This window comes from Streptomyces sp. NPDC104371, from assembly GCF_055583785.1.
The window spans coordinates 422,078-445,201 of record NZ_JBVJNF010000003.1 but is presented as its reverse complement, the minus strand read 5'-3'; the positions used below and the strand labels follow the sequence as shown (position 1 = coordinate 445,201).

The following is a 23,124-nucleotide window of genomic DNA, read 5'->3' as shown; positions in this document are numbered from 1 at the left end:
GCAGCGTCAGGTCAGCCAGGCGCGACACAGCCACCAGGCGTTCATCGCGCCGAAGGTGTCGAAGGGGTCGATGCCGGTGACCTCGGCGAAGCGCTGGACCCGGTTGCGCACCGTGTTCGGGTGCACGAACAGCCGCTCGGCCGCCGAGGTCACGTCCCGGCCCGCTTCCAGCCAGGCGCGCACGGCGAGGGCGACCGGCTCGGCGTTGGCACCGAGCGCGGTCCAGGCGGGTCGATGACGTTCCAGCAGGACCGCCGCCAGGTCGGCCCGGTCCCCCACGGCGGCGAGTACGGCGACATCGGCCACGTGCACCACCCCGGTCCGGCGGGCCGACTCGGCGGCCGTCAGGGCGGCGAGCGCCAGCCGCCGCACGGCGCCCAACTCCTCCGGTTCGGCGGGTCCCGCGAGCCCGGCGGCCGTCCCGCTCCCGGCCGCGCGCGTCGGCGGGGTCCGTGCGAGCACGCCGACCAACAGGCCGTCCACATGCCCGATCAGCGCGGGGGCGTGGTCGCGCAGCGCGTGCTCCAGACCGGCGTCGCCGGGCCGGGCGACCAGGACCCACAGCCCGCCCGTGACGGGCAGCCCGGCCTCGGCGGCGGCGAGCGTGGCCGCCGAGCCGCCCTCCAGCAGACGCCGCAGGATCGTCAGGTCCCGGCCGCCCGCGCCCGCGTGCCGGTCGGCGCCGACGGAACGGTGGGCCTTGATCAGCCGCGAGCGCACGGCCTCCGACCAGTCGTCGTACAGTTCCCGCGCGTCGAGCAGCAGCCCGGCCTCGATCCCGCTGGTGGCGGCGGCCTCCCGGGCCCGTGACCAGATGGCGCGCTCGGCGATATGGATGGCCCCGAGCACGGCCTCGATGGGCACGCCCTGCCGGGCGCGGGTGACGCCGAGTTCCTCGACGAACGACAGCTCGGCTTCCGTCGGGCCGCGCCGGGCCGCCAGCGCGCGGGTCGCCGCGGCCAGCAGCGCGCGGGTGTGCCCGGCGATGTCGGCGGGCGGGAGCACCGCGATCTCCCGCACCATCGTGCGTACTCCGCCGACCACGGACGGCAGCAGGTCGTCCTCGCCGACGACCCGTTCGATCAGGTCGACCACGCTGTCCCAGTGATCATGCCGCATACGACGCATGCTCACCGTCGTTGTGGCGCAGCACAAGTCCGTCGTCGAATCCCGTGACGTACGACATGTCCAGGGCCGTGATCAGCACCTACGGTTGGCGGGAGCCACAACGACGGCCGCCCCCGCGTCCTCACTCCGCGGCCCCGCGCGCCGTCCCCCGCGAGGTGTGTCCGCCGCACGGATGCGGCGCGCGCACCGGTTCCTTCGCACCGTCCCTGCCCGAGGAGAAGCGCCATGTCCCCTCCCTGTCGTGTCGCCGTGATCGGCGCCGGAGCGGCCGGTCTCACCGCCACCAAGGCCCTGCTGGACGCGGGTGTCGAGGTCGTCACATACGAGAAGGGCGACCGGCCCGGCGGGCTGTGGGCACGCGACAACTCCAGTGGCCTGTCCCCCGCTTACGCCTCGCTGCACCTCAACACCAGCAAGGGTCGTACCGAGTTCGCCGACTTCCCGATGCCGAGGCGGTGGCCGGACTATCCCTCGGCCGATCTGGTGGCCGGCTATCTCGCCGACTACTGCGCGCACTTCGGGCTCGCCGCGCACATCCGGTTCGGCACCTCGGTGGCATCCGTCGAGCGGGAGGCGGACGGGCGGACGTGGGCGGTGACCACCGAGTCCGGCGACCTGGACCGGTACGACGCCGTCGTGGTCGCCAACGGCCACAACTGGGACCCCCGTTGGCCTGAGCCCGCCTACCCCGGAGCCTTCGACGGCACTCAGATGCACGCCCATGACTACCGCTCCGCCGAGGACTTCCGGGACCGCCGGGTGCTCGTCGTCGGTATGGGCAACTCCGCCATGGACATCGCCGTCGACGCGTCGTACGTCGCGCGGGGCCCGGTCCTGCTGTCGGCCCGCCATGGCGTCCATATCATCCCCAAGTACCTCTTCGGCCGCCCGGCGGACGCGGCCGGCGGCGCGCTCGCGGTGCTGCCGTGGCGGGTGCGCCAGCGCATCGCGGAGACCATGCTCCGGCTGGCCGTCGGTACCCCGCAGAGTTACGGCCTGCCCGCCCCAGCGGGCGGTCTGTTCCAGAACCACCCCACGATCAGCGACACGATCCTGCACCGGCTCACCCATGGTGAGGTGGCCGCGCGGCCCGGCATCGACCGTCTCGACGGGAAGCGGGTCGTCTTCACCGACGGCACCTCGGAACCGGTCGACATCATCGTGTGGGCCACCGGCTACCGCGTGTCCATCCCCTTCCTGTCCCCTCATTGGCTGGGCGACGACCCGGAGCAACTGCCGCTGTACAAGCGGGTGTTCCACCTGAAGGACCCGAGCCTGGCCTTCGTGGGCCTGATGCAGTCCACGGGTGCGGCGCTGCCCGTCATGGAGGCCCAGTCGAAGCTGGTGGCCGCCCATCTCGGCGGCTCCTACGCCCTTCCCCCGGCCCAGGAGCAGCGGCGCGCCGTCGCCCAGGCGCTGCGCGCCGCGGTCGAGCGGTGGGGGAACCGGCGCCCGCGGATGCGTATCGACTTCGACCAGTACGTGGCCGAGCTGCCGGGCGAGATCAAGGCGGGGCGCGCCCGACTGCGGCGCGGCGCCCGGCCGTTCACCGCGGCCGACCGTGAAGGGAGCACGCTATGAACGCCACACGGACCCTCCCCCTGGGCGGCCTGCTCGGCGGGCGCCGCGACGCCCGTGGGCTGCGGGTGCTCGTGACCGGCGCCTCCGGCACGTTCGGCCGGGCGCTCTGCGCCGAGCTGACCGGGCTGGGCGCCCGCGTCGTCGGCCTGGACCTGGCCCCGCGCCCCGACGACCCGGTCGACGTGCTCGCCTGTGACATCACCGACGACGCCGAGGTGCCCGCGGTGGTGGCCGCCGCGATCGACCGGCTGGGCGGGCTCGATCTGCTCATCAACAACGCCGGTATCGGCGGGCCCGCCCCGGCCGAGCTGCCGCCGGGCGCCGAGGTGCGGCGCCAGCTCGACATCAACCTGCTCGGCACCTGGCGGGTGACCGCCGCGTGCGTGGCCGCCCTCGTCGCCTCCCGTGGCCGCGTCGTCATGGTCTCCTCGCGGATGGCGGCCATGCAGTTGCCCCTGGCCGCGGCGTACGGGGCCTCCAAGCGGGCGCTGGTGGCGTACGCCGACGCGCTCCGTATGGAGATCGGTACGCATGTCGCCGTCACGTGTGTGTATCCGTCGGCGGTACACAGCCCCATCCATGACTCGACCGCCGCGGCGGGGCTCTCGCTGGAGGGGATGAGCAGTTACGAGCCGCTGGAGGGGGTGGTCGACACGGTGCTCCGCGCCGCGCTCGGCCGCCGGGTGCGCCGCGATCTGCCGACGACCCGCCGAGGCGCCGTGGAGTTCTTCCTGGCCCGCCATCTGCCCCGCGTGACCGACCGGATCATCGCCCGTACGCTCGCCGGTCGCGCGCGGGGCGGCGCGTTCCAGGGGGCCGAGCTGGCCGCGGGCGTCGTCAGACGCCACACGGAGGCGCCATGAGCGCCCCGCCGGAGGCGGCGCGTCGCACGGACGAGACCTCCTCCCGCGCGGGGGCCGGTGACCTCACCCTGTACGCGGCCGGCTCGATCGGGATGGGCCTGTGGGTCACCGTCCCCGGCCTGCTGCTGCTGTACTTCCTCACCCGGACCCTCGGCGTCCCCGCGTTCCTCGCCGGGCTGACGCTGCTGGTGCCGAAGGTCATCGACGTGGTGGTGCATCCCCTCCTCGGTTCGCTGTCGGACCGGCAGGCGCGGCGCCGACGGCACCGGCGCGCGCTGCTCCGCTGGGGGCTGCTGCTGGCGGTGGCGTGGATCGCGATGTTCTCGGTTCCCGCGGGCCTCACCGGAGCGTCGGCCGCGCTGTGGGTCGGCTGCTGGTGCGCCGCGGGCAACGTGCTGTTCGCCTGCTTCCAGGTGCCCTATCTGACGACCCCGTCCGACCTGCGGATCGGGTACCACGAACGCACGCGCGTCTTCACCTTCCGGATGTTCTTCCTGACGCTGGGGCTGCTCGGCGCGGGGGTCGCGGCCCCGGCGCTGGTGGCCTCGGGCAGCCATGGCGCCTACGCGCGGATGGCCCTGCTGCTGGCCGCCGCCCTGGTCGGCTCGCAACTGGTCGCCCTGGCCGGGGTCCGCAGGCTCACCGACCGCTGCGGGTTCCAGGTCCCCGCCGAGCGCGCCCACTCCGCGCTCGGCGACGTCCTGACCGCCTGGCGGGACCGTGACTTCCGGGCGCTGCTGCTGTCGTACCTGTTCACCGGCACCACCACCCATCTGTTCCTGGCGGCGCTGCCCTTCTACACCGAGTACGTCCTGCACGACCGCGGGCTGACCGCCGTGCTCATGGGCGGCTTCCTCGTCCCGGCGACGGTCGCCGGACCGGGCTGGCTGTGGGCGTCCCGGCGGATCGGCAAGCAGCGCGGACTGCTGCTGTCCCAGGGCGCCTTCGTCGCGGGGTCGCTCGCGCTGCTCCCCGGCGAGCGGCTCGGAGTGCCTGTGATCATCGCCGTGGTGGTGGTCATGGGCGCGGCCTTCGCCGGGCTCCAGCTCCTCGCCTTCTCGATGGTCCCGGACGCGGTGGCGGCGGCCGAGGCACGGGGGTCGGCCCGCGCGGGCGCCTACACCGGGGTGTGGACCGCGACCGAGGCGACCGGGACGGCCCTCGGCCCCTACGCGTACTCCGCCGCGCTGGCCCTCGGTGGCTTCGTCTCCACCACCGAGCGCCACTCCCACGTCCAGTCGCACTCCGCGATCGTGGCGCTGCTGCTGGGCTTCACCGTGGTCCCGGCGGTGCTCATGACGATCGCGGTGGCGTTCCAGCGCCGATGCGCGCTCGACCGCGCGGCGGTGCCGTGACCCGGTGCCCCGCCCCTCCACAGTGACGTCCGAAGAAGCCCGGCAGCGGGTACGGCGTCACACTGGAGCGAGAGGAGCGATCCACCGTGAACTGGTTCGTCGCACCGGACTACTGGCTGAGCCGGCTGGTCTTCCAACGGGCTCTGGCCGCCGTGTATCTCATCGCGTTCCTGACCGCCGTGACGCAGTTCCGCGCGCTGATCGGGGAACGCGGGCTGCTGCCCGTGCCCCGGTACGTCGCGCGGATGCCCTTCCGGACGGCGCCGAGCGTCTTCCACTTCCGCTACTCGGACCGCTTCTTCGCGCTCTGGTCGTGGGCGGGGTGCGCGGTGTCGGTGGCGTTGCTCGCCGGGGTCGACTCGCTGGTGCCGCTCTGGGCGGGGATGCTGCTCTGGCTGGTTCCCTGGGCGCTGTATCTGTCGATCGTCAACGTCGGCCAGACCTGGTACGCGTTCGGCTGGGAGTCCCTGCTGCTCGAAGTCGGCTTCCTGGCCGTGTTCCTGGGCAACGGCACGGTCGCCCCGCCGGTCGTCGTCCTGTTCCTGCTGCGCTGGATCCTCTTCCGCGTCGAGTTCGGCGCCGGACTGATCAAGATGCGCGGGGACACTTGCTGGCGCAAGCTGACGTGCCTGTACTACCACCATGAGACACAGCCGATGCCGGGGCCGCTGAGCTGGTTCTTCCACCATCTGCCGAAGCCCCTGCACCGGGTGGAGGTGGCCGCCAACCACGTCACTCAACTGATCGTCCCCGTCCTGCTCTTCACCCCTCAGCCGATCGCGACGGCCGCTGCGGCGCTGATGATCGCGACGCAGTTGTGGCTGGTCCTGTCCGGCAACTTCTCCTGGCTGAACTGGATCACGATCGTGCTGGCCCTGTCCGCCGTCCGCTTCCCCGGCGCCGCCCCGGCGGTGGCCGGGCCGCCGCTGTGGTACGAGGTCGTGGTCCTGGCGGTCGGCGCGGGACTGCTCGCGCTCAGCTACCACCCCGTACGGAACATGGTCTCCCGCCGCCAGATCATGAACCGCTCCTTCGACCCGCTGCACCTCGTCAACACCTACGGCGCGTTCGGCAGCGTCAGCACGACGCGCTACGAGGTCGTCATCGAGGGCACGACGGACGACGTACCGCATGAGGAGTCCGGCTGGCGGGAGTACGAGTTCAAGGGCAAGCCCGGGGATCCGCGCCGCTGGCCGCGCCAGTTCGCCCCGTACCATCTGCGGCTCGACTGGCTGATGTGGTTCGCGGCGCTCTCCCCGGCGTACGCGGCGCCCTGGTTCGGCAGCCTGGTCGAACACCTGCTGGAGAACGACCGCGCCACGCTGCGGCTGCTGCGCCGCTCCCCGTTCCCCGCGGACACACCGCCCCGCTATGTGCGGGCCCGGCTGTACCGCTACCGCTACACGACATGGCGCGAGCTTCGGGAGACGGGGGCGTGCTGGGACCGTACGTACGTGGCCGAGTTCATGCCGCCGACGCGGCTGGCCGCCACAGTGGCCGGGGCACGGTAGCCGCGGCCGTCAGGCCCGTGCTGCGTCGTCGGTCAGGTCGCGGGCCCGGGTCAGGAGGTCCTCCAGGGCCCGCTCGGACAACGGGCCGGGCTTGGCGTAGAGGACGGCCTTGTCGCGGATGGCGACCACGGCGGGGATGGAGCTGATCCGGAAGGCCTGGGCCAGCGCGGGCTGGGCCTCGGTGTCGACCTTGCCGAAGAGGACGCCCGGGTGGCGCTCGGAGAACCTCTCGAAGACCGGGCCGAACCTGCGGCAGGGGCCGCACCAGGCGGCCCAGAAGTCCACCAGGGTGATGTCGCTGCCGGCGACCGCCTCGCCGAAGTTCTCCGCGGTCAGTTCGATGGTTGCCATGTCGATTCTCCTGTTGCGTGAATACCCCCGCCGGTATCGAACCGGCGAGACCGGCGAGGGTGTGCGGTCGTGCGTGGCGGCCGGTGGACAGCCGGTGCCGGGGCGGCGGGCCCTGTCGGCGCGCCGCCCCGGCATCCCCGTGCCTCAGGCGCTCACGTGCTCACCCGCGGCGAGCCAGGCGCCGTAGCCGCCGAGCAGGTCGGAGACGTCGGGGTGGCCGTGGTGGCGCAGCAGGCTGGCGGCGATGGAGGAGCGGTGGCCACCGGCGCAGTGGACGACGACGGGCCGGTCGGTGGGCACCTCCTCGGCACGACGGGACAGCTCGGCCAGCGGGATGTGCAGCGAGCCGGGGACCGCGCCCTCCTCGCGCTCGCTCGCGCCGCGCACGTCGAGGACGACCGGCGCGGCGGAACCGGCCAGGGCCTCGCGCACCTGGTCCACGGTGAGCCGCGATGCGGGCCGGACCTGGTCCTGGGCGCCGACGAAGGTCTCCTCGGGGTCGCGGAGGTAGCCGATGACGCGGTCGAAGCCGATCCGGGCGAGGCGGGTGGCGGTCTCCTCCTCGCGCCCGCCGGGTGCCACGAGCAGAAGGTCGTGGTCGGCGGCGAGGACGGACCCGGCCTGCTCGGCGAAGCGGCCGTCGATCGGGACGTTGACCGAGCCGACCAGATGCCCCATGGCGAAGTCCTGCGGATCACGGGCGTCCACGACGACGGCGCCCGCGGCCCGGCGGGCCAGGAAGTCGGCGGAGTCCAGCGACCGAGGCGCGGTGGCCGCGTCGTACAGGGGGTGGTTCTTGCGGTTCAGGACGGCGTCGTGGACGAAGTAGGCGGGGGCGGCGGGCTGTCCGCCGCTCACCAGGGCGACGAAGTCGTCCTCGCTCATCGGGGCGCAGGCGTAGTTGGTGGCGCGCTGGGTGCCGATGGTGGACTGGCGTTCGGTGGAGAGGTTCTTGCCGCAGGCCGATCCGGCGCCATGACCGGGGAAGACGCGGACCTCGTCGGGCAGGGACATCAGCTTGCGCTGCACGCTGTCGTAGAGCATGCGGGCCAGCTCGTCACTGGTCACCCCGAGGGAGGCCAGCAGGTCGGGGCGGCCGACGTCGCCGATGAACAGGGCGTCGCCGGTGAGCACCCCGTAGGGGACGGTGTCGTCGGCGTGCTCGTACGCCAGGACGCTGACCGACTCGGGGGTGTGGCCGGGGGTCTCGAGGATCTGGAGGGTGACGTCGCCCAGCGCGATGCGCTCGCCGTCGGTGAGCCTGCGGATGGGGTACTCGGTCCGGGCGCGCTGCCCGTAGCCGATCCACGCCCCGGTGCGGGCCGCCAGCTCCAGGTGTCCGGCCAGGAAGTCGGCGTGGAAGTGGGTGTTGATGACACCGACGATCGTGAATCCGTGCGCGCCGGCGTCGGTGACGTACTCGTCCACGTCGCGCCGGGGGTCGACCACCACGGCCTGGCCGGTGGTCTCGTCGGCGATCAGATAGGAGGCCTGGGAGAGGCAGTCGAGGTAGTACTGGGCGAAGAACACGAGGGGTCTCCTTTGCAGCCGTAGGGGGTGCGGCATCACTGCGAACAATACCCCCGGGGGTATTACTTCCCGAGGCCCCCGTGACCTGCCGCACACCACCCCGACCAGCACCCGGGACCGTGGTCGGCGCCACCGCCATGGATACGGGTAGGGGTATATGATGTGCGTCGAAGCATACCCCCCCAGGTATTCGCGGACGGCGAGACATGGACCCGAGACATGGACACGAGACATGGACGCCGGAGGGACGTGTACGAGGAGCGCGTGCACTCCGCCTCACTCCGCGCAGACCCGGCCCCTTCCCTGCCAAGACCCTCAAGACCTTCAAGGACCGCCATGCCGCTCTTCGCGCACACCCCCGGCCCCGCGCAGATCACCGTCACCGAAGCCCATGACCGCGCCCGAGCGGGCGAGGCGGTGCTGCTCGACGTCCGGGAGACCGACGAGTACGCCGCGGGCCACGCGCCCGGCTCCGTCTGGCAGCCGCTGATCGCCGTGGCCGCCGGGGCCGACCTCCCCGCGGCGGCCCAGGGGCGTCCGGTGCTGGCGATCTGCCGCTCGGGCAACCGCTCCCAGAAGGCCGCCGAGTTCCTCGCCGCCCGCGGCGTGGACGTGTCCAACGTCTCGGGCGGGATGCGCGCCTGGGCCGCGGCCGGGCTGCCCGTCCACGACAACGCGGGGCATGCCGGGCAGGTCATCTGACCGCCCGCGCCGACCCGCACCCCGAGCCCGTACCCCAAGGCCCGTACGCCGCGGCAGCCGTCGCGCTCCGCACCCCCGAACCGTTCGCGAAAGGAACACCCCCACCATGGCAGCCTCACTCACCGCCGAGCAGCTCGAACCCCGTCTGGGGCGGCTCACCCTCATCGATGTGCGCTCCGCGGGCGAGTTCGCCGGTGGTCACATACCCGGCGCCCTCAACATCCCGCTCGACCAGGTGCAGCGCGCCCTGCCGGACCTGCGCGCCGCCGCCGAGCGCGGCGAACTCGCCGTGGTGTGCGCTTCGGGCGCCCGTTCCCAGAACGCCTGCTCGCAGTTGGCGGCGGCCGGTATCCCCGCGCTCACCGTGGTCGGCGGCACCGCCGCGTGGGCCCAGGGCGGTCGCCCGCTGGACCGGCCCGCCGGTGCCCGTGCCGTGTGGGCGATGGACCGCCAGGTCCGGCTCGCCGCGGGCTCCCTGGTGATCGCGGGCATGCTGGTCGACCTGGCGCTGCCCGGTGCCCGCTGGTTCTCCGCGGCCATCGGCGCCGGTCTGGTCTTCTCCGCGCTCAGCAACACCTGCGCCATGGGCAGCATGCTGGCCAAGCTCCCCTACAACCGCCCCCGCGGCGGCACGGCCGACCTCGACGACATCCTGGCCACGCTGCGGCGCTGACGGAAGGCCGCCTCCGCCCGGCCTCAGGTGGCCGGGCGAAGGCGGGCCGCGAGTCGCGCCGAGTGACAGTTCACCGGTTCCGCCCCGCCGCCGACCGTACGGCGGCACCCTGGCAACTGCCTTGCCGATGGCGTAACTTGGTGCGCTGTCCCAGGCTGGACAGGCAGGGGGAGCCGATATGACGCAGCCGGTACGGGAGTCGACCCGGGTCGTGGTCGTGGGGGCGGGACCGGCCGGGCTGACCGTGGCCAACTTCCTTCACCGCGCCGGGATTTCCTGCGTCGTACTGGAACGGCAGGACCGTACCTACACGGAGCGGCGGCAGCGCGCGGGCATCGTCGAGACCCGCGCCGTGCGCATGTACCAGGAGTGGGGACTGGACACCCGCGTCCTCGGCGGTGCGCCGTCCGACGACGTCCTGGAGATCCGGGTGGAGGGTCGGCAGCGCCTGCTGCGGTTCGGCACCGACGACGACGGCCCGCAGTCACTGCTGTGCCCCCAGCAGGTACTCGTCGCCAACCTGATCACGACGTTCCGCGACGACGGCGGCGATCTGCGCTTCGAAGCGTCCGAGGTGGCTCTGGACGGGCTCACCGGTCCCCGTCCGACGGTCCGTTACCGCGCCGCGGACGGCACCGCGCACGAGATCACGTGCGACTTCGTCGCCGGGTGCGACGGCGACCACGGGGTCAGCCGGGCCTCCGTACCCGAGGGCGAGCTGACGGCCTACCCGTACGACCACGGCATCTCCTGGCTGACCGTGCTCGCCGAGGCACCGCCCCCACCCCACCCGCTGATGGCGATCAGCCGCCAGGGCTTCGCGGGACACTTCGCACGCGGCCCCGTCGCCAGCCGCTTCTATCTCCAGTGCCCGCCCACGGACCGGGTGGAGGACTGGCCGGACGACCGGGTGTGGGAGCAACTGCGGACCCGGCTGGGCGAAGACGGCCTGGTGGCAGGCGCGATCACGGAGAAGGTCGTCTTCCCGCTGCGGAGCGTCGTCCATGAACCGATGAGCTACGGCAGGCTGTACCTGGCCGGTGACGCGGCCCATGTGGTGTCCCCGGTGGGCGGCAAGGGGATGAACCTCGCCCTGTACGACGCCGAGAGGTTCGCCCGCGCCGTACGCGACTTCCTCGCCGACGGAGACGAGTCCGGGTTGAAGGCCTACTCCGCCGCCTGCCTCCGCCGCACCTGGAACTACCAGGAGTTCTCCCGCTGGATGACCGAGATGCTCCATGACGCGGGCGACGTCTCCCGGGCGGGCCCCTTCCACCGCAAGCTGGCGCTGGCCCGGCTGGACCGGCTCTGCGAATCCCGCACCGCCGCCCTCGACTTCGCCGAACTCATGGCCGGGCTCGCCTGACGCCAAGTGGGCGGCCGTACGGCCGCGTCGGCGCACCGGCCCGCCGCCGGATCCTGACGGCGGGCCCGAGCTTTTGGGCTAGGGCCTGTTGCGAAAGTCGCGTCGTTCGCCCGGAGGGCGGGCCTGGCGGCGTCCGGTGCGGTGCATCGCAAGGCGGAGGGTCGCCCGCGTACTGGATGTACGCGGGCGACCCGACAACGCGGCGAGGTGCCGTGCCGGGCGTCGCCAGGCAGGCGGGACTTTCGCAACAGGCCCTACGCCTCCGCCTCGGCCTTCACCCCGGCCAGCGTCGCCTCGATACCGGCACGCAGCAGCGCCAGCCGACCGTCGACGAGCTGCTCCTCCTTCTCCGGGTTCTTCTCGACGAACTCCTGAAGCGGGCTGCGTCCGGGCCCGAAGCGCATGCCGTGCTGCACTCGCGTGCCCGCGCAGTCCGCGAGCGGCTCCAGCGTGTACGTCCAGATGGCCAGCGCCTCGCTGCTCTCCGGGCGGTCGTAGACCACCTCCCACTGGAAGGTGTGCGGCGGCGTCACCTCCACGATGCGGCTGACGGTGCGCCACTCTCCGATGTGTTCATTGCGGTTGCGGCCGGCAAAACGCGCGCCGACGACCGGCGCGTCGGCTCCGTCCAACCACTCCACCTCCTGCAATTCCGGGCTGTGCCGAGCCGAGGTGGAGATGTCCGACACCAACTCCCACACCCGTTTCGGCTCAGCGGCGATCTCGATCGCACATTCCACGTGAGGACCATCGGCAAGGCGCATCGCTTCAACCTCCAAGACAGGAACGGTCGTTCGGGGTCAGTGTAGTTGATGTTGTATTACAGGTATACGGAAATCAGAGTTGAGGGAATGAGGGGAATCTGAAGAATGGAGATTAGGGAATCACAGGAACGATAATCGCGAATATAGCGGTCTCTGGCATTCCCTTGCACAGAGCGGCTTCCAACCCTGATGCTGATAACGCGAAGTGAAACCATTTCGGTTCTCGCTTCTTTCGTCTCAACGTCAGGAGTGAAGCGTGCTCAACGGATTCAAGAGCCGGGTCGGTGTCTTGGCCGCCATCGGCATCGTGGCATCGGGTGGCTGGCTCGCGACGGCGGCTCCCGCCTCCGCGGCCGTCACCAGGGCGACTCCCGCCACCGTCGCTGCCCCCGCGGTCGCGCTCACCAGTGACACCATCATCCGCCCCCGGGCCCAGATCTGTAAGAACCAGGCCTGGACGTCCGGTAACGGGCGGGCCATTCTGCGGATGCAGTCCGACGGCAACCTCGTGCTCTACAAGAACGGCCGCCCGGTCTGGCAGGCCCCGAACGCCTGGAACCACGGCAACTGCGCCGTCTTCCAGGAAGACGGCAACTTCGTCGTGTACAACGCCTCGGGCCAGGCCGTGTGGGCTTCCGGCACGTGGCACAAGGGCTCCTATCTCGCCGTGCAGGACGACGGCAACCTCGTGATCTACAACAGCGCCAGGCAGCCGGTCTGGGCCAGCAACACCGGCGACTGACACGCCCCTTCTCGCGCGAGGGCCCGCCTGGTAGCAGGCGGGCCCTCGTGCCGTCACCAAGCCGTCCACGACACCGACTTACCACCCCCGGCACGCACCTCCCTGGCGTCGCCGCACCCCGGCTCACCTGGTCTATGGTGGTCCGGGGCGAGTGACGGGAGGCACGGCGATGCAGGGCAAGCGCCACGGTGCCATGGGCGCCGCCCTCGCACTGCTGACCCTGCTGGCCGCACTGCTCTGCGCGACCTCCGCCTCCCCGGCCCTGGCGCGGGCGGCACACTCCTCGGCCGCGGCCGACCTTCGCGCATCGAGCCACACGACGCTGGGCAGCGTCGGTCAGGACGCGCCCGTCACCGCGACGACCGCTCCCTGTCTGAAGAAGACACAGCCGGAGCGACAGCAGTCGCGCTTCGCCGTGCCCCTCATCCGCGCTCTGCCGACAGCGCCCGACGCCCTGGCGTCGGCGCGGGCACACCTGCCTGAGCGCGTTCGGCACCGCGGTCCGGCGCCCTCCCCACCCGACCTCGCGGAACTCTCCGTACGACGGCTGTAGGCCCGCGCGCGCTCACGGTCGTCCCGCGTCCCGTACCGGTTCGCGATGCCCGACGCCCGCGTCCGCACGCGGAGTTACGGGGCACCCCTGCGCACCGCTCGCCCCTCTTCCCCCCTTCTCCTCGCTCTCGCACACCTGACTCCGGAGGTACCGTGCCGTCCTCTCTTCGTGCCCGCCGTCGCCGTCTCACCCTGATCGCCGTGAGCGGCGCCGTGGTGGCCGGGCTCGCCGCGATCGCCGCCCTCGGCGGTGGTTCGGGGGGTTCCGCCTCCCCCGACCGGCCCGCAGCCGCCGCCTCGTCGCCCGTCGGCGAAGCCACCCTCGACGAGCAGCAGAAGTCGCTGCTCGCCCTGGCCCGCCGGGACGCCAAGGACCCGCTGGCCATGGGCCGCGCCGACGCGCCCGTCGTCCTGATCGCCTACGCGGACTTCCAGTGCGCCTTCTGCGGGAAGTTCGCGCGGGAGACCGAGCGGCAGCTCGTCAGCACGTACGTGGACAAGGGGGATCTGCGGATCGAATGGCGCAACTTCCCCGTGTTCGGAGCCGAGTCGGAGCGGGCCGCCCGAGCCTCCTGGGCCGCCGGGCAGCAGGGCCGGTTCTGGCAGTTCCACGATGTCGCCTACGCCAAGGAACACGCCCACAACAAGGGCGAGTTCTCCGCCGCGCGGCTGCGTGAGATGGCCCGTGAGGCGGGTGTCCGTGACCTCGACCGCTTCGCCACCGACATGGAGTCCGACGCCGCCCAGACGTCGGTGGGCCACGACCAGGGAGAGGGCTACACGCTGGGCGTGTCCAGCACCCCCGCCTTCCTCGTCAACACCACGCCCATCCTGGGCGCCCAGCCGCTGAACGCCTTCACCGACGCCATCGACAAGGCCGCGAAGGAAGCCCGGCGGTGAGCGGCGTCACCGTGGCGACGGCCTTCCTCGGCGGGCTGCTGGCGCTGCTCAGCCCGTGCAGCGCGCTGTTGCTGCCCGCGTTCTTCGCCTACTCCTTCACCACCCGCACCCGGCTGTCGCTGCGCACCGCGGTCTTCTACGCGGGCCTGATCACCACGCTGGTGCCGCTCGGCGTGGCCGGTTCCTTCGCCAGCCGCCTCTTCTACGGGCACCGCGATCTGCTGGTGGCCGTGGGCGGCTGGACGATGATCGTGCTGGGGCTGGCCCAGATGCTGGGCGTGGGCTTCGGATCGCGCCGTCTTCAGCAGGCGGCGGGCAGCCGTGGGGCCGGATCCGCGCTGTCGGTGTTCGCCCTGGGCACCGTCTATGGCCTGGCGGGCTTCTGCGCCGGACCCATTCTCGGGGGCATCCTCACGGTCGCGGCGCTGGACGGCAGCCCTGTGCACGGGGGTCTGCTGCTGGCCGTGTACGCGCTGGGTCTCGCGGTGCCCATGTTCGTCCTGGCGCTGCTGTGGGACCGCTACGACCTCGGCCGCCGCCGCTGGTTGAGAGGGCGCGCGATGCGGCTGGGCCCGCTGACGGTGCACAGCACCTCGCTCGTGGGCGGGCTGGTCTTCGTCCTGCTGGGGGTGGTGTTCCTGCTCTTCGACGGCACGTCCGCCCTGCCCTCCCTGCTGGACATCGACACCCAGGCGGCCTGGGAGGACGGCGCCGTGCGCCTGGGCAAGGCCGTCTCCGACCGAGCGCTGCTCCTGGTGGTGGCCCTGGCGGGAGCGGCCATGGCGGTGACGGCCGCCGTCCGCCTGCGTCGCCTCCCGGCGGAGGAACCCCAGGAGGAGTCGGACCCGGCGGTCTGACACAGCCGTCGTCACCGGGCCGAGGTGGCCCGGTGACGACTCTTCCGTACGGGGTTCGGCTCATGCCTCCACGGGGGCGGCCTCGGGGGACATGACCGGGGTGTCCGTGGTACCCGTGGTCTCCGGCGCGGCCACGCTGGGGCGTTCCGCCCAGTAGCGGGCGGAGAACAGCCGCCATACGAGCATGGTGACCACTCCGGCGGCCGTGATGCCGATGCCGATGACGAGCGGCGGACCCAGGGAGAACCAGGTGACCCCGCTGTAGGAGTTCTCGGGGTCGGACATGTCGATGACCGACTCCACGAGCAGCCAGGTCAGCATGGCGGCTCCGACCAAGGGGCCGACGCCGATGAGGACGAAGTTGCGCAGGCTCTCCAGGAGGCGGTGGCGGTAGTAGACCGCGCAGGCCACACCGGTGAGGGCGTAGTAGAACGCGATGAGCAGCGAGAGGGCGGTCAGCGAGTCGAGCAGGGCGTTCTCGCTGATCTGGTTGACGCCGAGGTACCAGACGATGGCCACCCCGGCGACCCACCAGGTGCTCACATGCGGGGTCTGGAAGCGGTGGTGCACCTTGCCGAAGTGCTGGGGCAGCGCATGGCGGCGGGCCATGGACAGCAGGGTGCGGGAGGCGGGGAGGATGGTGGTCTGGGTGGAGGCCAGCGCGGAGGTGCAGACCGCCAGCAGCACGACCCAGTCCCAGCCGCCCATCACCTTCTCGGCGAGGACGGCGAAGATGGCCTCTTCCTCGTCGGCGTTGGAGGCCAGGAAGGTGGTCCCGGCGAAGGCCACGATGGCGAAGGCCACGGACACATAGGTCACCAGGAGGACGACCGTCGACCAGATGCCCGCCTTGCCGGGGGCGCTGGCGGAGTCCTCGACCTCCTCGGTGAGGTTGGCCGCCGACTCCCAGCCCCAGTAGATGAAGACGCTCAGCAGGAGGCCCCCGGTCAGCGCGGCGCCTCCGGCACCGAAGGGGTTCAGCCAACTGACCGATGGTGTGAGCGACTTGGGCATCGCGGTGCCGGTGTACACGCGGTACAGGGCCACCACCGCGAAGGTGAGGAGGAAGGCGACCTGGGCGAGGATGAGGACGTTCTGCACCTTGGCCGAGGTCTCGGTGCCCATGACGCACACCGCGGTCATCGCGAGGATGAGGACGACGGTCAGGGTCTGCCGCACCAGGTCGTTGGCGGCCAGGCTGTCCAGGCCCATGGCGAGCAGCCCGAAGTTCACGGCGACGTCGGCGAGGGAGCCGACGACCAGGACACCGGTCATCGCGATGGCCCAGCCGCCGAGCCAGCCGGCCCACGGTCCCATGGCCCGGGTGACCCAGGAGAACGTGGTGCCGCAGTCCTGGTCGGCCTTGTTGAGGTAGTGGAACGCCGATGCGATGAGCAGCATCGGGATGAAGGAGGCCAGCATGATGCCGGGGGCGAAGACCCCGACGAGGGCCACGACCGGGCCGATGACCGCGGCGAGGGAGTAGGCCGGGGAGGTGGAGTTCAGGCCGATGACGAGGGCATCGACGAAGCCGATGGCGTCGGCCTTGAGTTCCCCGGGCGGGCGGGCGTCCGCCGCAACGTCGTTCTTCAATGTGCTCCCTTGCATCGGGGGGTCGGCGGGGCGTGGGGTACTGCGGTGGCCGGGGCCTGACGCGAGCGCGTCGGCCGGGGCCGGGGGTGCCGGGTCCGGCCCCGGGGTGGGGCCGGACCGACGGCGAGGGGACTACTGGTCGCGCATGCCCCAGGGGGAGCCGTACTCGGTCAGCAGGTCCAGGAAGGGGCGGGGGTCGAAGGCTTCGGCGCCGAGGATGCCGTTGCCGGTCCAGGTGCCATTGGCCAGCAGTTCGAGGGCGATGACCGGGTTGATGGCGGTCTGCCAGACCACGGCCTGCGAGCCGTACTCACGCATCGACCACTGGTTGTCGACGACGTGGTACAGGTACACCTCGCGCGGCTGCCCGTCCTTGGTGCCCTTGACCCAGGTACCGGCGCACGTCTTGCCGTGCATACGGTCGCCGAGCGTGGCCGGGTCGGGCAGGCAGGCGGCGACGACGTCACGCGGGGAGACCTGCGTACCGCCGACGGTCACCTTCTCCGTACGGTCGAGGCCGAGCTTGTGCAGGGTCTTGAGGGTCTCGATGAACTCGTCGCCGAGCCCGTACTTGAAGGTGACGCGCTTGGCGTCCACCCAGCGCGGGATCAGCAGGACCTCTTCGTGCTCGACGTTGACGCACTCGACGGGGCCGATGCCCTCGGGGAAGTCGAAGACCTCGGGCTCGCTGAAGGGCGCCGTGGTGAACCAGCCGCGGTCCTTCTCCCAGATCACCGGCGGGTTCAGGCACTCCTCGATGGTCGTCCAGATGGAGAAGGAGGGCGCGAAGTCGTAGCCGTCGACCGTGAGGTTGGCACCGTCGCGGACGCCGATCTCCTCGATCTCGTCGAAGAGTTCCTCGGCGGCGTAGTGGGCGAAGACGTCGGACAGGCCCGGCTCCACACCGACGCCGACGAGCGCGAGGCGTCCGGCCTGCTCCCAGGCCTCGGCGCGCTCGAACTGCGCGTCGCCGAGCTTGACACCGCACGTCTCGTACGGCCGCTCGGGGTGCGGGTACGACAGGGACATCGCCATGTCGATGTAGTGCGCCCCGGCCTCCAGCGCGGCCTCGAACAGCGGCATCACGAACCGCGGGTCGGTGGCGTTGAGCAGGACGTCGCAGCGCTCCTGGGTGAGCAGGGCGGTGACCGCGGCCTGGTCGGAGGCGTCGATGCGCGTGGCGCTGAATCGGGCGCTGCCCTCGCCCAGTGCCGCCACCGCCGCTTCGGCCCTGGACAGGTCGTAGTCGGCGACGACGATGTGGTCGAAGAAGGAGCGGCGGGCCGCGATCCGGGTGATCGCCGTTCCTACGCCGCCCGCGCCCACAAGCAGTACTCGCATGGCAATGATGCCTTTCATCAGCAGAGTCCGGTCATCAGCAGAGGCCGGAGCCTTGGTGCGCCCATGAAAGGTCCCCCGCCCAGCCAACGTCAATGGCGTTGGCATAAGCTGGGAATGCGCTGGTGGAGGAGGGGTTATGCCCAAGAATGTGGTGCCGGAGGCGGCGCGAAGGCGTAGGAAGCCCACCAAAGGGGGCGTGGTTCTCTCGGAGCGGCTCATCGTCGAGACCGCGATGCGGCTGCTGCAGCAGCACGGCCGGGAGGGGCTGACCGTACGGCGTCTGGGCGCGGCGCTCGGCGCCGATCCGAGCAGTCTGTACCGCTACTTCCGGGGCGCCGACGACCTCACGCTCGCCATCGCGGACGAGCTGATCGGCCGCGCGGTGCGGGGCTGGGCGGCCACCGGGGACTGGCGTGCCGATCTGCGCGATCTGGGTCTGCGTATCCACTCCGCCTATCTCGCCCATCCCCAGGCGGCGGTGCTCACCGCGAGCCGGGTCAGTGGCCGCGCGAACGAGATCGACGCCGACGAGGTGATCCTCGGTGTACTGCGTTCGGCGGGCCTGCCCGACAGCGAAGTGGTGCGCGTGTACCACGCGTTCATCGACCAGACGCTGGCGTTCGCCGCGCTGGACGCGGCCGGCCGTGCCCTTCCGCACGCCGCGCGCGTCGCCGACGAGGCGGTCTGGCACGCGACCTACGCCCGGCTCCCGGCCGAGACTCACCCGAACATCGCGGCCACGGCCCCCCTGCTGGTCGCCCGCATGAACGACAGCGCCTATCCGACGGCCCTGGAGATGCTGCTGGACAGCGCCGCCGCCACACTCGCCCGCGCGGGGGCGGACAGCCCTTAGGGCCTGTCGCGAAGGTCCCTCGGGAGGGACTCTCGCGACAGGCCCCCAGGGCAGCGCGGCACCGGTCAGTCGCGGGGCAGCAGGAGGTGGGAGAGCGCGGCGGTGACGAGGAGCAGGGCGGCGACGACGAGGAGTCCGAGGCGCATGCCCGGGAGGGAGTAGTCGCCGCCGGGGCCGGTGAGCAGGCCGCCGAAGAGGGCGACGGCGAGCGCACCGCCGGTCTGGCGAAGGGAGTTGAGGAGTCCCGACGCGGTTCCGGCGCGCCGGGCGGGGACGGCGTCCATCAGCAGGGCGGTCAGCGCGGGCACCGTCAGCGCCCCGCCCGTGCTCAGCGGCAGCAACAGCACCAGGACCAGCCAGACCGGGGTGTGGGCGCTCAGCGGGAGCAGGGCCAGCATGGCCGCGACCAGGATCACCTGTCCGGCGACGATCACCGGACGCCGCCCGATCCGCTCCGCCAGCCGGGGCGAGACCAGGTTGGTCGCGGTGACCGCCATCGACATGGGGACGAACATCAGCCCGGCGGTGATCGCCGACATCCCGCGCACCTGCTGGTAGTACAGCCCGAGCAGGAAGATCCCGCCGTAGAAGGCGCCGTTGAGGGCGAACCCGGCCGCGAGCGGAACGGAGATCTGACGGCTCGTCAGAAGACACAGCGGGACCATGGGTTGGCGGTGGCGGGACTCTACCGCACGGAAGGCGAAGGCGCTGGCGACCGCAAGGGCCAGCGCGGCCAGTACGGGGGCGCTGGTCCAGCCCAGGTGGCCGCCCTCGATCACCGCGAAGGCCAGTGCGGCCAGGGTCAGTACCGCGGTGAGCTGACCGCCGCCGTCCAGCGCGGCGGGCCTGCGCGGGGAGCGCGGCACCCGGATCAGCAGGCCGAGGATCGCCACGCCCACCGGGATGTTGAGCAGGAAGACGGCCCGCCAGCCCGCGGAGTCGGTGAGCAGACCGCCCAGCACGGGGCCCGCGGCCATCGCCACCGAGCCGCCGACCGTCCACAGCGCGATGGCACGGGCCCGCTCCCGGGCGTCGTCGTAGGACTGCCGGATCAGCGCCAGCGAGGCGGGCATCACGATCGCGGCGGCGGCGCCCTGTGCCACCCGCGCGGCGACCAGCGCGCCGATGCCGGGCGCGAGGGCGCAGCCGAGGGAGGCGAGGGTGAACAGGACGACGCCCCAGCCGTAGGCGCGGCGGGCACCGGCGCGGTCGGCGAAGGCGCCTGCGGAGAGCATCAGGGCCGCGAACATCAGGGTGTACGCGTCCAACACCCACTGCAACCCGGTCATTCCGCCGCTGAGGGAGGTCCGGATCGCGGGCAGGGCGATGTTCACCGCCGAGACATCGATGGTGATCACCGTGAACCCGAGCAGCGAGGCGAGCAGGGCGACGCCCGCTCCCCTCGGTGCGGCTGGTCGGGTCTTGTCCGGTTCTCGTCCCCGGAGTTCGAGGTCGCGTCCGGGAGCGAGAGCGAGAGCGGGAGCGGCGGGCGCGGTACGCAGGACTGAGGACATCGTGAACTCCTGGGAGCGGTGGGGTAGTTGAAGATCACCGGCAGGTGATCGAGCGGCGGCGTCGCACCGCCGGGGCCGCGGCCCGGTGTCTCGCACCCCCTGGGCCCCGGCGGTGGCGCCGCCCGCTGCGAGATCGACTCTCCGCCTCCGCGCGGCAGTCAGGTAGACCGCGCCGTACCCGGGGTGCCGCGTTCCTGGCCCTGGCACACCCCCTCAACGCTCCCCATGCACCTGCCACAATGATCGGATGACAGCAGCAGCGGACGTGCGGGGCACCGAGCTAGGCAGGTATCTGAAGGCCCGCAGGGCTCAGGTCCGCCCGGAGGAGGTCGGCCTCCCGGCCGGGGCAGGTCTGCGCCGTACTCCGGGACTTCGCCGGGAGGAGCTGGCGGCGCTGGCCGGGGTGAGCGTCGACTACTACATCCGTCTGGAGCGCGGCCGGGAGACCAACCCCTCCCCCGCCGTCCTGGACGCCCTCGGCCGCGCGCTGCGGCTGCGCGGCGACGGGTACGAGCGCCTGCACGAGTTGGCGGAGCTGGCCTCGGGCCGCGTCGCCGAGCTGGAGGCCTGCTCGGACAACGTCGTCCGCGACTCGGTGCTGCGGATGCTGGAGTCGGTACGCCCACTGCCCGCCTACGTGGTGAGCCGCTACAACCGCGTCCTGGCCGGGAATCCGGCCGCCCGGCGGCTGCTTCCCGGGCTCTGGGACTGGCCGCAGGAGCAGCGCAACCTCACGCGCTATCTGTTCCTGCACCCGGTCGGCCGCACGCTCTACGAGCCGTGGGAGGAGACGGTCGCGTCCTCGGTGGCACATCTGCGCGCGGTCTCGGGCGCCGATCCGGACGATCCCGAGTTGACCACGCTGGTCGGTGAACTGGTGCTGAAGTCACCGGAGTTCGCTCGGCTGTGGGAGCGCTACGACGTCTGCGAGCGCGGCGGCGGGCAGAAGCGCTTCCGGCATCCGGGGGTCGGGCCGATGACGCTGACCTACGAGGTCATGCGCCTGGCGCGCACCGGGGGCCAGCGGCTGGTGGTCTACCAGGCGGCCCCCGGTACTCCGGACGAGAAGGCCATGCTCAGCCTGGATGCCGCCTCCTGAACGGGAGTTGACGCACCGCGCGGCCGGACGCCCCTGTGCGTGTCCGGCCGCCACGGCGTTCGCTACGCCGTCGGCTTCGTCAGCAGGAGTTCGGTGTTGTGGTCGGCCGCGGTCCCGACGAGCCCGGAGGGGTTGGCATAGGGGTCGTTGTAGGCGAGTTCGCGGTACAGGGCGGCGAGGCCGGGGTCGGAGGTGTCGCCGAAGTCCGTCTTGTACGGCGCCGCGGACTCGATGAGGGTGGTGAACAGCGAGAGGGTGCCGTCCTGGTTGTCGGCTATCTCGATGATCCGCGCGTGGTGCGGATAGTCCACGTGGGACGCGGTGTTGATCTCCCAGAAGGCGCGCTCGGGGACGGCGTGGCCGTGCGGGATGATCTGATTGGTGTGGGTGTGGCCGTTGACCCAGGCCACGACGTTCGGGAAGCGCTGGAGCAGGGCGACGAGTTCGGAGCCGCTGTGCCGGCCCTCGAACGGATGGTACGGGTCGGGCAGCAGGTTGCCCATCGTGCCGCTGGTGTGGTGGCTGAAGAGGACGACGAGGCGGTCGTCGGAGCCGCCGCGCACCCGGTTGCCGCTGGTGTCGTACCAGTGGCCGCTGTGCGACTTGAGGACCGACTCCAGCCAGTTGAGTTGCGCCGTGCCGATCGAACCGTCGGCCCATCCGGCCCTGTTGGTGGTGTCGAGGCTGATGCCGAGGACTCCGTCGGCGAGGTCGAAGGTGTAGTAGAGCCGACCGCTGCTGACCGAGTCCTGGGTGTAGCCGTGACCGACGGGGCCGGGGCCGGTGTACGCCGGGTTCAGGTGCGCCTGCGCGAACTGCGTCGGTGTGAACGGGCGGCGCCGCTCGTCCGGTGTGACCGTACGGATCGCGCCGCCGCCGGTCAGCAGCTTGGCCAGCAGGGTGACGGCCTGGGCCGGGTTGTGTTGCAGGGCGTCCGCGAGTTGGGCGGCGGTCGCCGAGTCGCAGCCCTCCACCTTGCGGGAACCGGTGTACAGGTCGTTCAGCAGGCCGAGGTCGGGCAGGGTGCCCTCGATGCTGTCGTCGTGGTTGCCGACCGTGGTGTACCAGGGGACGCTGAGGCCGGGCGCGTCGAAGGGGCGGATCGCACCGGCCAGGAAGCCGGGGATCTGCGGCAGGCCCTTGGCCTTGTAGGTGTCCTGGAGGGACGACTCGGGGTTCCAGTACTGGGCGCTGCCCGAGTTCTGCACGCCCTCGTAGCGGGTGAGGCTGCCGCTGTTCGGGGTGATCCGGCCGCCGCTCATGACGGTCAGGTACCAGTCGAGTTCGAGCTGCTCGTGGTTGTCGGTGTTGTCGCCCGTGGTCATCACCATGCTGAACGGCATGCCGGTGTACGGGCCTTGGCGCACCCGGTTGACGCGCTCGATGAGCGAGGAGGCGCCCTGCACGGTCAGCGCCTCCTGCGGCCGGTGCGCGCTGTCGATGAGGCTGGCCAGGTACTCGAACCGCACCGGGGACTCGGTGTCTGTCAGGTGCATGTCAGTGAATTGGACAAAGGAGGCGAGGCCGGTGCGCCGGTCGTCCCGGCCGGACGCCGCGCCCGCCACGTCGCCGCGCACCACCAGGGGCCAACCGGGGCCTGCCGCAAGGCGCTTGTACGCCCCGTCCCCCGTCGCCATCGCGGCCTGTTCGAGCGTCGTCCCCTCGATCCGTACGGCCCGCGCGGCCGTGAGCGCCAGCGCCCGGTCCCGCGCGAGCGCGCGACTTGGCGTCAGCAACGGCCACAGGGCGGCACCCGCGACTGCCGCGGACGCGCCCGACACGAACCGCCGACGACTGATTCCGCTCATGAATTCCCCTTGATCACGGCGGACTTGAGAGTCCCGCCCGC

Annotated in this window: 21 protein-coding genes; 13 read left to right on the top strand and 8 right to left on the bottom strand. The window is 71.8% G+C overall.

Going from position 1 to position 23,124, the window contains the following annotated elements:
• Window positions 1-6 precede the first annotated feature (6 nt).
• Window positions 7-1,119, bottom strand: coding sequence for a helix-turn-helix domain-containing protein (locus ACZ60T_RS12695; protein ID WP_469665869.1), 1,113 nt, complete (start codon window positions 1,117-1,119; stop codon window positions 7-9).
• A gap of 234 nt (window positions 1,120-1,353) precedes the next feature.
• Between ACZ60T_RS12695 and ACZ60T_RS12690 the strand changes: the two genes are divergently transcribed.
• The 4 genes from ACZ60T_RS12690 (at window position 1,354) to ACZ60T_RS12675 (ending at window position 6,438) form a co-directional block, all read left to right on the top strand.
• The gene (locus ACZ60T_RS12690) at window positions 1,354-2,709 is read left to right on the top strand and encodes a flavin-containing monooxygenase (protein WP_469665868.1); all 1,356 of its coding nucleotides are present in this window, start codon (window positions 1,354-1,356) and stop codon (window positions 2,707-2,709) included.
• A complete protein-coding gene (locus ACZ60T_RS12685; protein ID WP_469665867.1) occupies window positions 2,706-3,572 on the top strand; it encodes an SDR family NAD(P)-dependent oxidoreductase in 867 nt (288 codons plus the stop codon). The genes ACZ60T_RS12690 and ACZ60T_RS12685 overlap by 4 nt, the downstream gene beginning before the upstream one ends.
• Window positions 3,569-4,927 (top strand): MFS transporter, encoded by a 1,359-nt coding sequence (locus ACZ60T_RS12680; protein WP_469665866.1) that lies wholly within the window; start codon window positions 3,569-3,571, stop codon window positions 4,925-4,927. Before ACZ60T_RS12685 ends, ACZ60T_RS12680 begins: the two co-directional genes overlap by 4 nt.
• Before the next feature lie 86 nt (window positions 4,928-5,013).
• Complete coding sequence (locus tag ACZ60T_RS12675) at window positions 5,014-6,438, top strand: lipase maturation factor family protein (RefSeq protein WP_469665865.1); 1,425 nt, start codon at window positions 5,014-5,016, stop codon at window positions 6,436-6,438.
• Window positions 6,439-6,447: 9 nt separating this feature from the next.
• Here the strand turns inward: ACZ60T_RS12675 and ACZ60T_RS12670 are convergent, their stop codons facing one another.
• Together ACZ60T_RS12670 and ACZ60T_RS12665 are read right to left on the bottom strand one after the other, a co-directional pair.
• A complete protein-coding gene (locus tag ACZ60T_RS12670) occupies window positions 6,448-6,789 on the bottom strand; it encodes a thioredoxin family protein (protein ID WP_365626597.1) in 342 nt (113 codons plus the stop codon).
• Between the two features lie 144 nt (window positions 6,790-6,933).
• On the bottom strand, window positions 6,934-8,319 hold the full coding sequence (locus ACZ60T_RS12665; RefSeq protein WP_469665864.1) for an MBL fold metallo-hydrolase: 1,386 nt from the start codon (window positions 8,317-8,319) through the stop codon (window positions 6,934-6,936).
• A 336-nt stretch (window positions 8,320-8,655) separates the two neighbouring features.
• Here ACZ60T_RS12665 and ACZ60T_RS12660 point away from each other — a divergent pair, with 336 nt between their 5' ends.
• The 3 genes from ACZ60T_RS12660 to ACZ60T_RS12650 all read left to right on the top strand — a co-directional run bounded on the left by ACZ60T_RS12660 (window position 8,656) and on the right by ACZ60T_RS12650 (window position 11,060).
• On the top strand, window positions 8,656-9,021 hold the full coding sequence (locus ACZ60T_RS12660; protein WP_469665863.1) for a rhodanese-like domain-containing protein: 366 nt from the start codon (window positions 8,656-8,658) through the stop codon (window positions 9,019-9,021).
• Window positions 9,022-9,127: 106 nt separating this feature from the next.
• Window positions 9,128-9,694, top strand: a complete 567-nt coding sequence (locus ACZ60T_RS12655) for a rhodanese-like domain-containing protein (RefSeq protein WP_469665862.1) — start codon at window positions 9,128-9,130, stop codon at window positions 9,692-9,694.
• 178 nt (window positions 9,695-9,872) lie between these two features.
• A complete protein-coding gene (locus ACZ60T_RS12650) occupies window positions 9,873-11,060 on the top strand; it encodes a 4-hydroxybenzoate 3-monooxygenase (protein WP_469665861.1) in 1,188 nt (395 codons plus the stop codon).
• Between the two features lie 254 nt (window positions 11,061-11,314).
• On the opposite strand, the gene ACZ60T_RS12645 is transcribed toward ACZ60T_RS12650, so the two are convergent.
• Window positions 11,315-11,800: an SRPBCC family protein gene (locus ACZ60T_RS12645; RefSeq protein WP_469665860.1), complete on the bottom strand. Its 486-nt coding sequence runs from the start codon at window positions 11,798-11,800 to the stop codon at window positions 11,315-11,317.
• A gap of 280 nt (window positions 11,801-12,080) precedes the next feature.
• Between ACZ60T_RS12645 and ACZ60T_RS12640 the strand changes: the two genes are divergently transcribed.
• From ACZ60T_RS12640 to ACZ60T_RS12625, 4 genes are all read left to right on the top strand, one after another.
• Entirely contained in the window at window positions 12,081-12,566 is a 486-nt protein-coding gene (locus tag ACZ60T_RS12640; RefSeq protein ID WP_469665859.1) for a hypothetical protein, read from the top strand.
• Window positions 12,567-12,717: 151 nt separating this feature from the next.
• Window positions 12,718-13,119: a hypothetical protein gene (locus ACZ60T_RS12635; RefSeq protein WP_469665858.1), complete on the top strand. Its 402-nt coding sequence runs from the start codon at window positions 12,718-12,720 to the stop codon at window positions 13,117-13,119.
• Between the two features lie 200 nt (window positions 13,120-13,319).
• On the top strand, window positions 13,320-14,018 hold the full coding sequence (locus tag ACZ60T_RS12630; RefSeq protein ID WP_469665857.1) for a DsbA family protein: 699 nt from the start codon (window positions 13,320-13,322) through the stop codon (window positions 14,016-14,018).
• Window positions 14,015-14,875 (top strand): cytochrome c biogenesis CcdA family protein, encoded by an 861-nt coding sequence (locus ACZ60T_RS12625; RefSeq protein WP_365626573.1) that lies wholly within the window; start codon window positions 14,015-14,017, stop codon window positions 14,873-14,875. Before ACZ60T_RS12630 ends, ACZ60T_RS12625 begins: the two co-directional genes overlap by 4 nt.
• Before the next feature lie 60 nt (window positions 14,876-14,935).
• On the opposite strand, the gene ACZ60T_RS12620 is transcribed toward ACZ60T_RS12625, so the two are convergent.
• Window positions 14,936-16,468, bottom strand: coding sequence for an APC family permease (locus ACZ60T_RS12620; RefSeq protein WP_365626569.1), 1,533 nt, complete (start codon window positions 16,466-16,468; stop codon window positions 14,936-14,938).
• Between the two features lie 132 nt (window positions 16,469-16,600).
• A complete protein-coding gene (locus ACZ60T_RS12615; RefSeq protein WP_469665856.1) occupies window positions 16,601-17,809 on the bottom strand; it encodes a saccharopine dehydrogenase family protein in 1,209 nt (402 codons plus the stop codon).
• 136 nt (window positions 17,810-17,945) lie between these two features.
• Between ACZ60T_RS12615 and ACZ60T_RS12610 the strand changes: the two genes are divergently transcribed.
• Window positions 17,946-18,662, top strand: coding sequence for a TetR/AcrR family transcriptional regulator (locus ACZ60T_RS12610; RefSeq protein WP_365626563.1), 717 nt, complete (start codon window positions 17,946-17,948; stop codon window positions 18,660-18,662).
• A 65-nt stretch (window positions 18,663-18,727) separates the two neighbouring features.
• On the opposite strand, the gene ACZ60T_RS12605 is transcribed toward ACZ60T_RS12610, so the two are convergent.
• Window positions 18,728-20,176, bottom strand: coding sequence for an MFS transporter (locus tag ACZ60T_RS12605; protein WP_469665855.1), 1,449 nt, complete (start codon window positions 20,174-20,176; stop codon window positions 18,728-18,730).
• Window positions 20,177-20,423: 247 nt separating this feature from the next.
• Between ACZ60T_RS12605 and ACZ60T_RS12600 the strand changes: the two genes are divergently transcribed.
• Complete coding sequence (locus tag ACZ60T_RS12600) at window positions 20,424-21,275, top strand: helix-turn-helix domain-containing protein (protein WP_365626556.1); 852 nt, start codon at window positions 20,424-20,426, stop codon at window positions 21,273-21,275.
• 62 nt (window positions 21,276-21,337) lie between these two features.
• Here ACZ60T_RS12600 and ACZ60T_RS12595 read toward each other — a convergent pair whose 3' ends face one another.
• Window positions 21,338-23,083, bottom strand: coding sequence for a TIGR03767 family metallophosphoesterase (locus ACZ60T_RS12595; RefSeq protein ID WP_469665854.1), 1,746 nt, complete (start codon window positions 23,081-23,083; stop codon window positions 21,338-21,340).
• Between the last annotated feature and the right edge of the window lie 41 nt (window positions 23,084-23,124).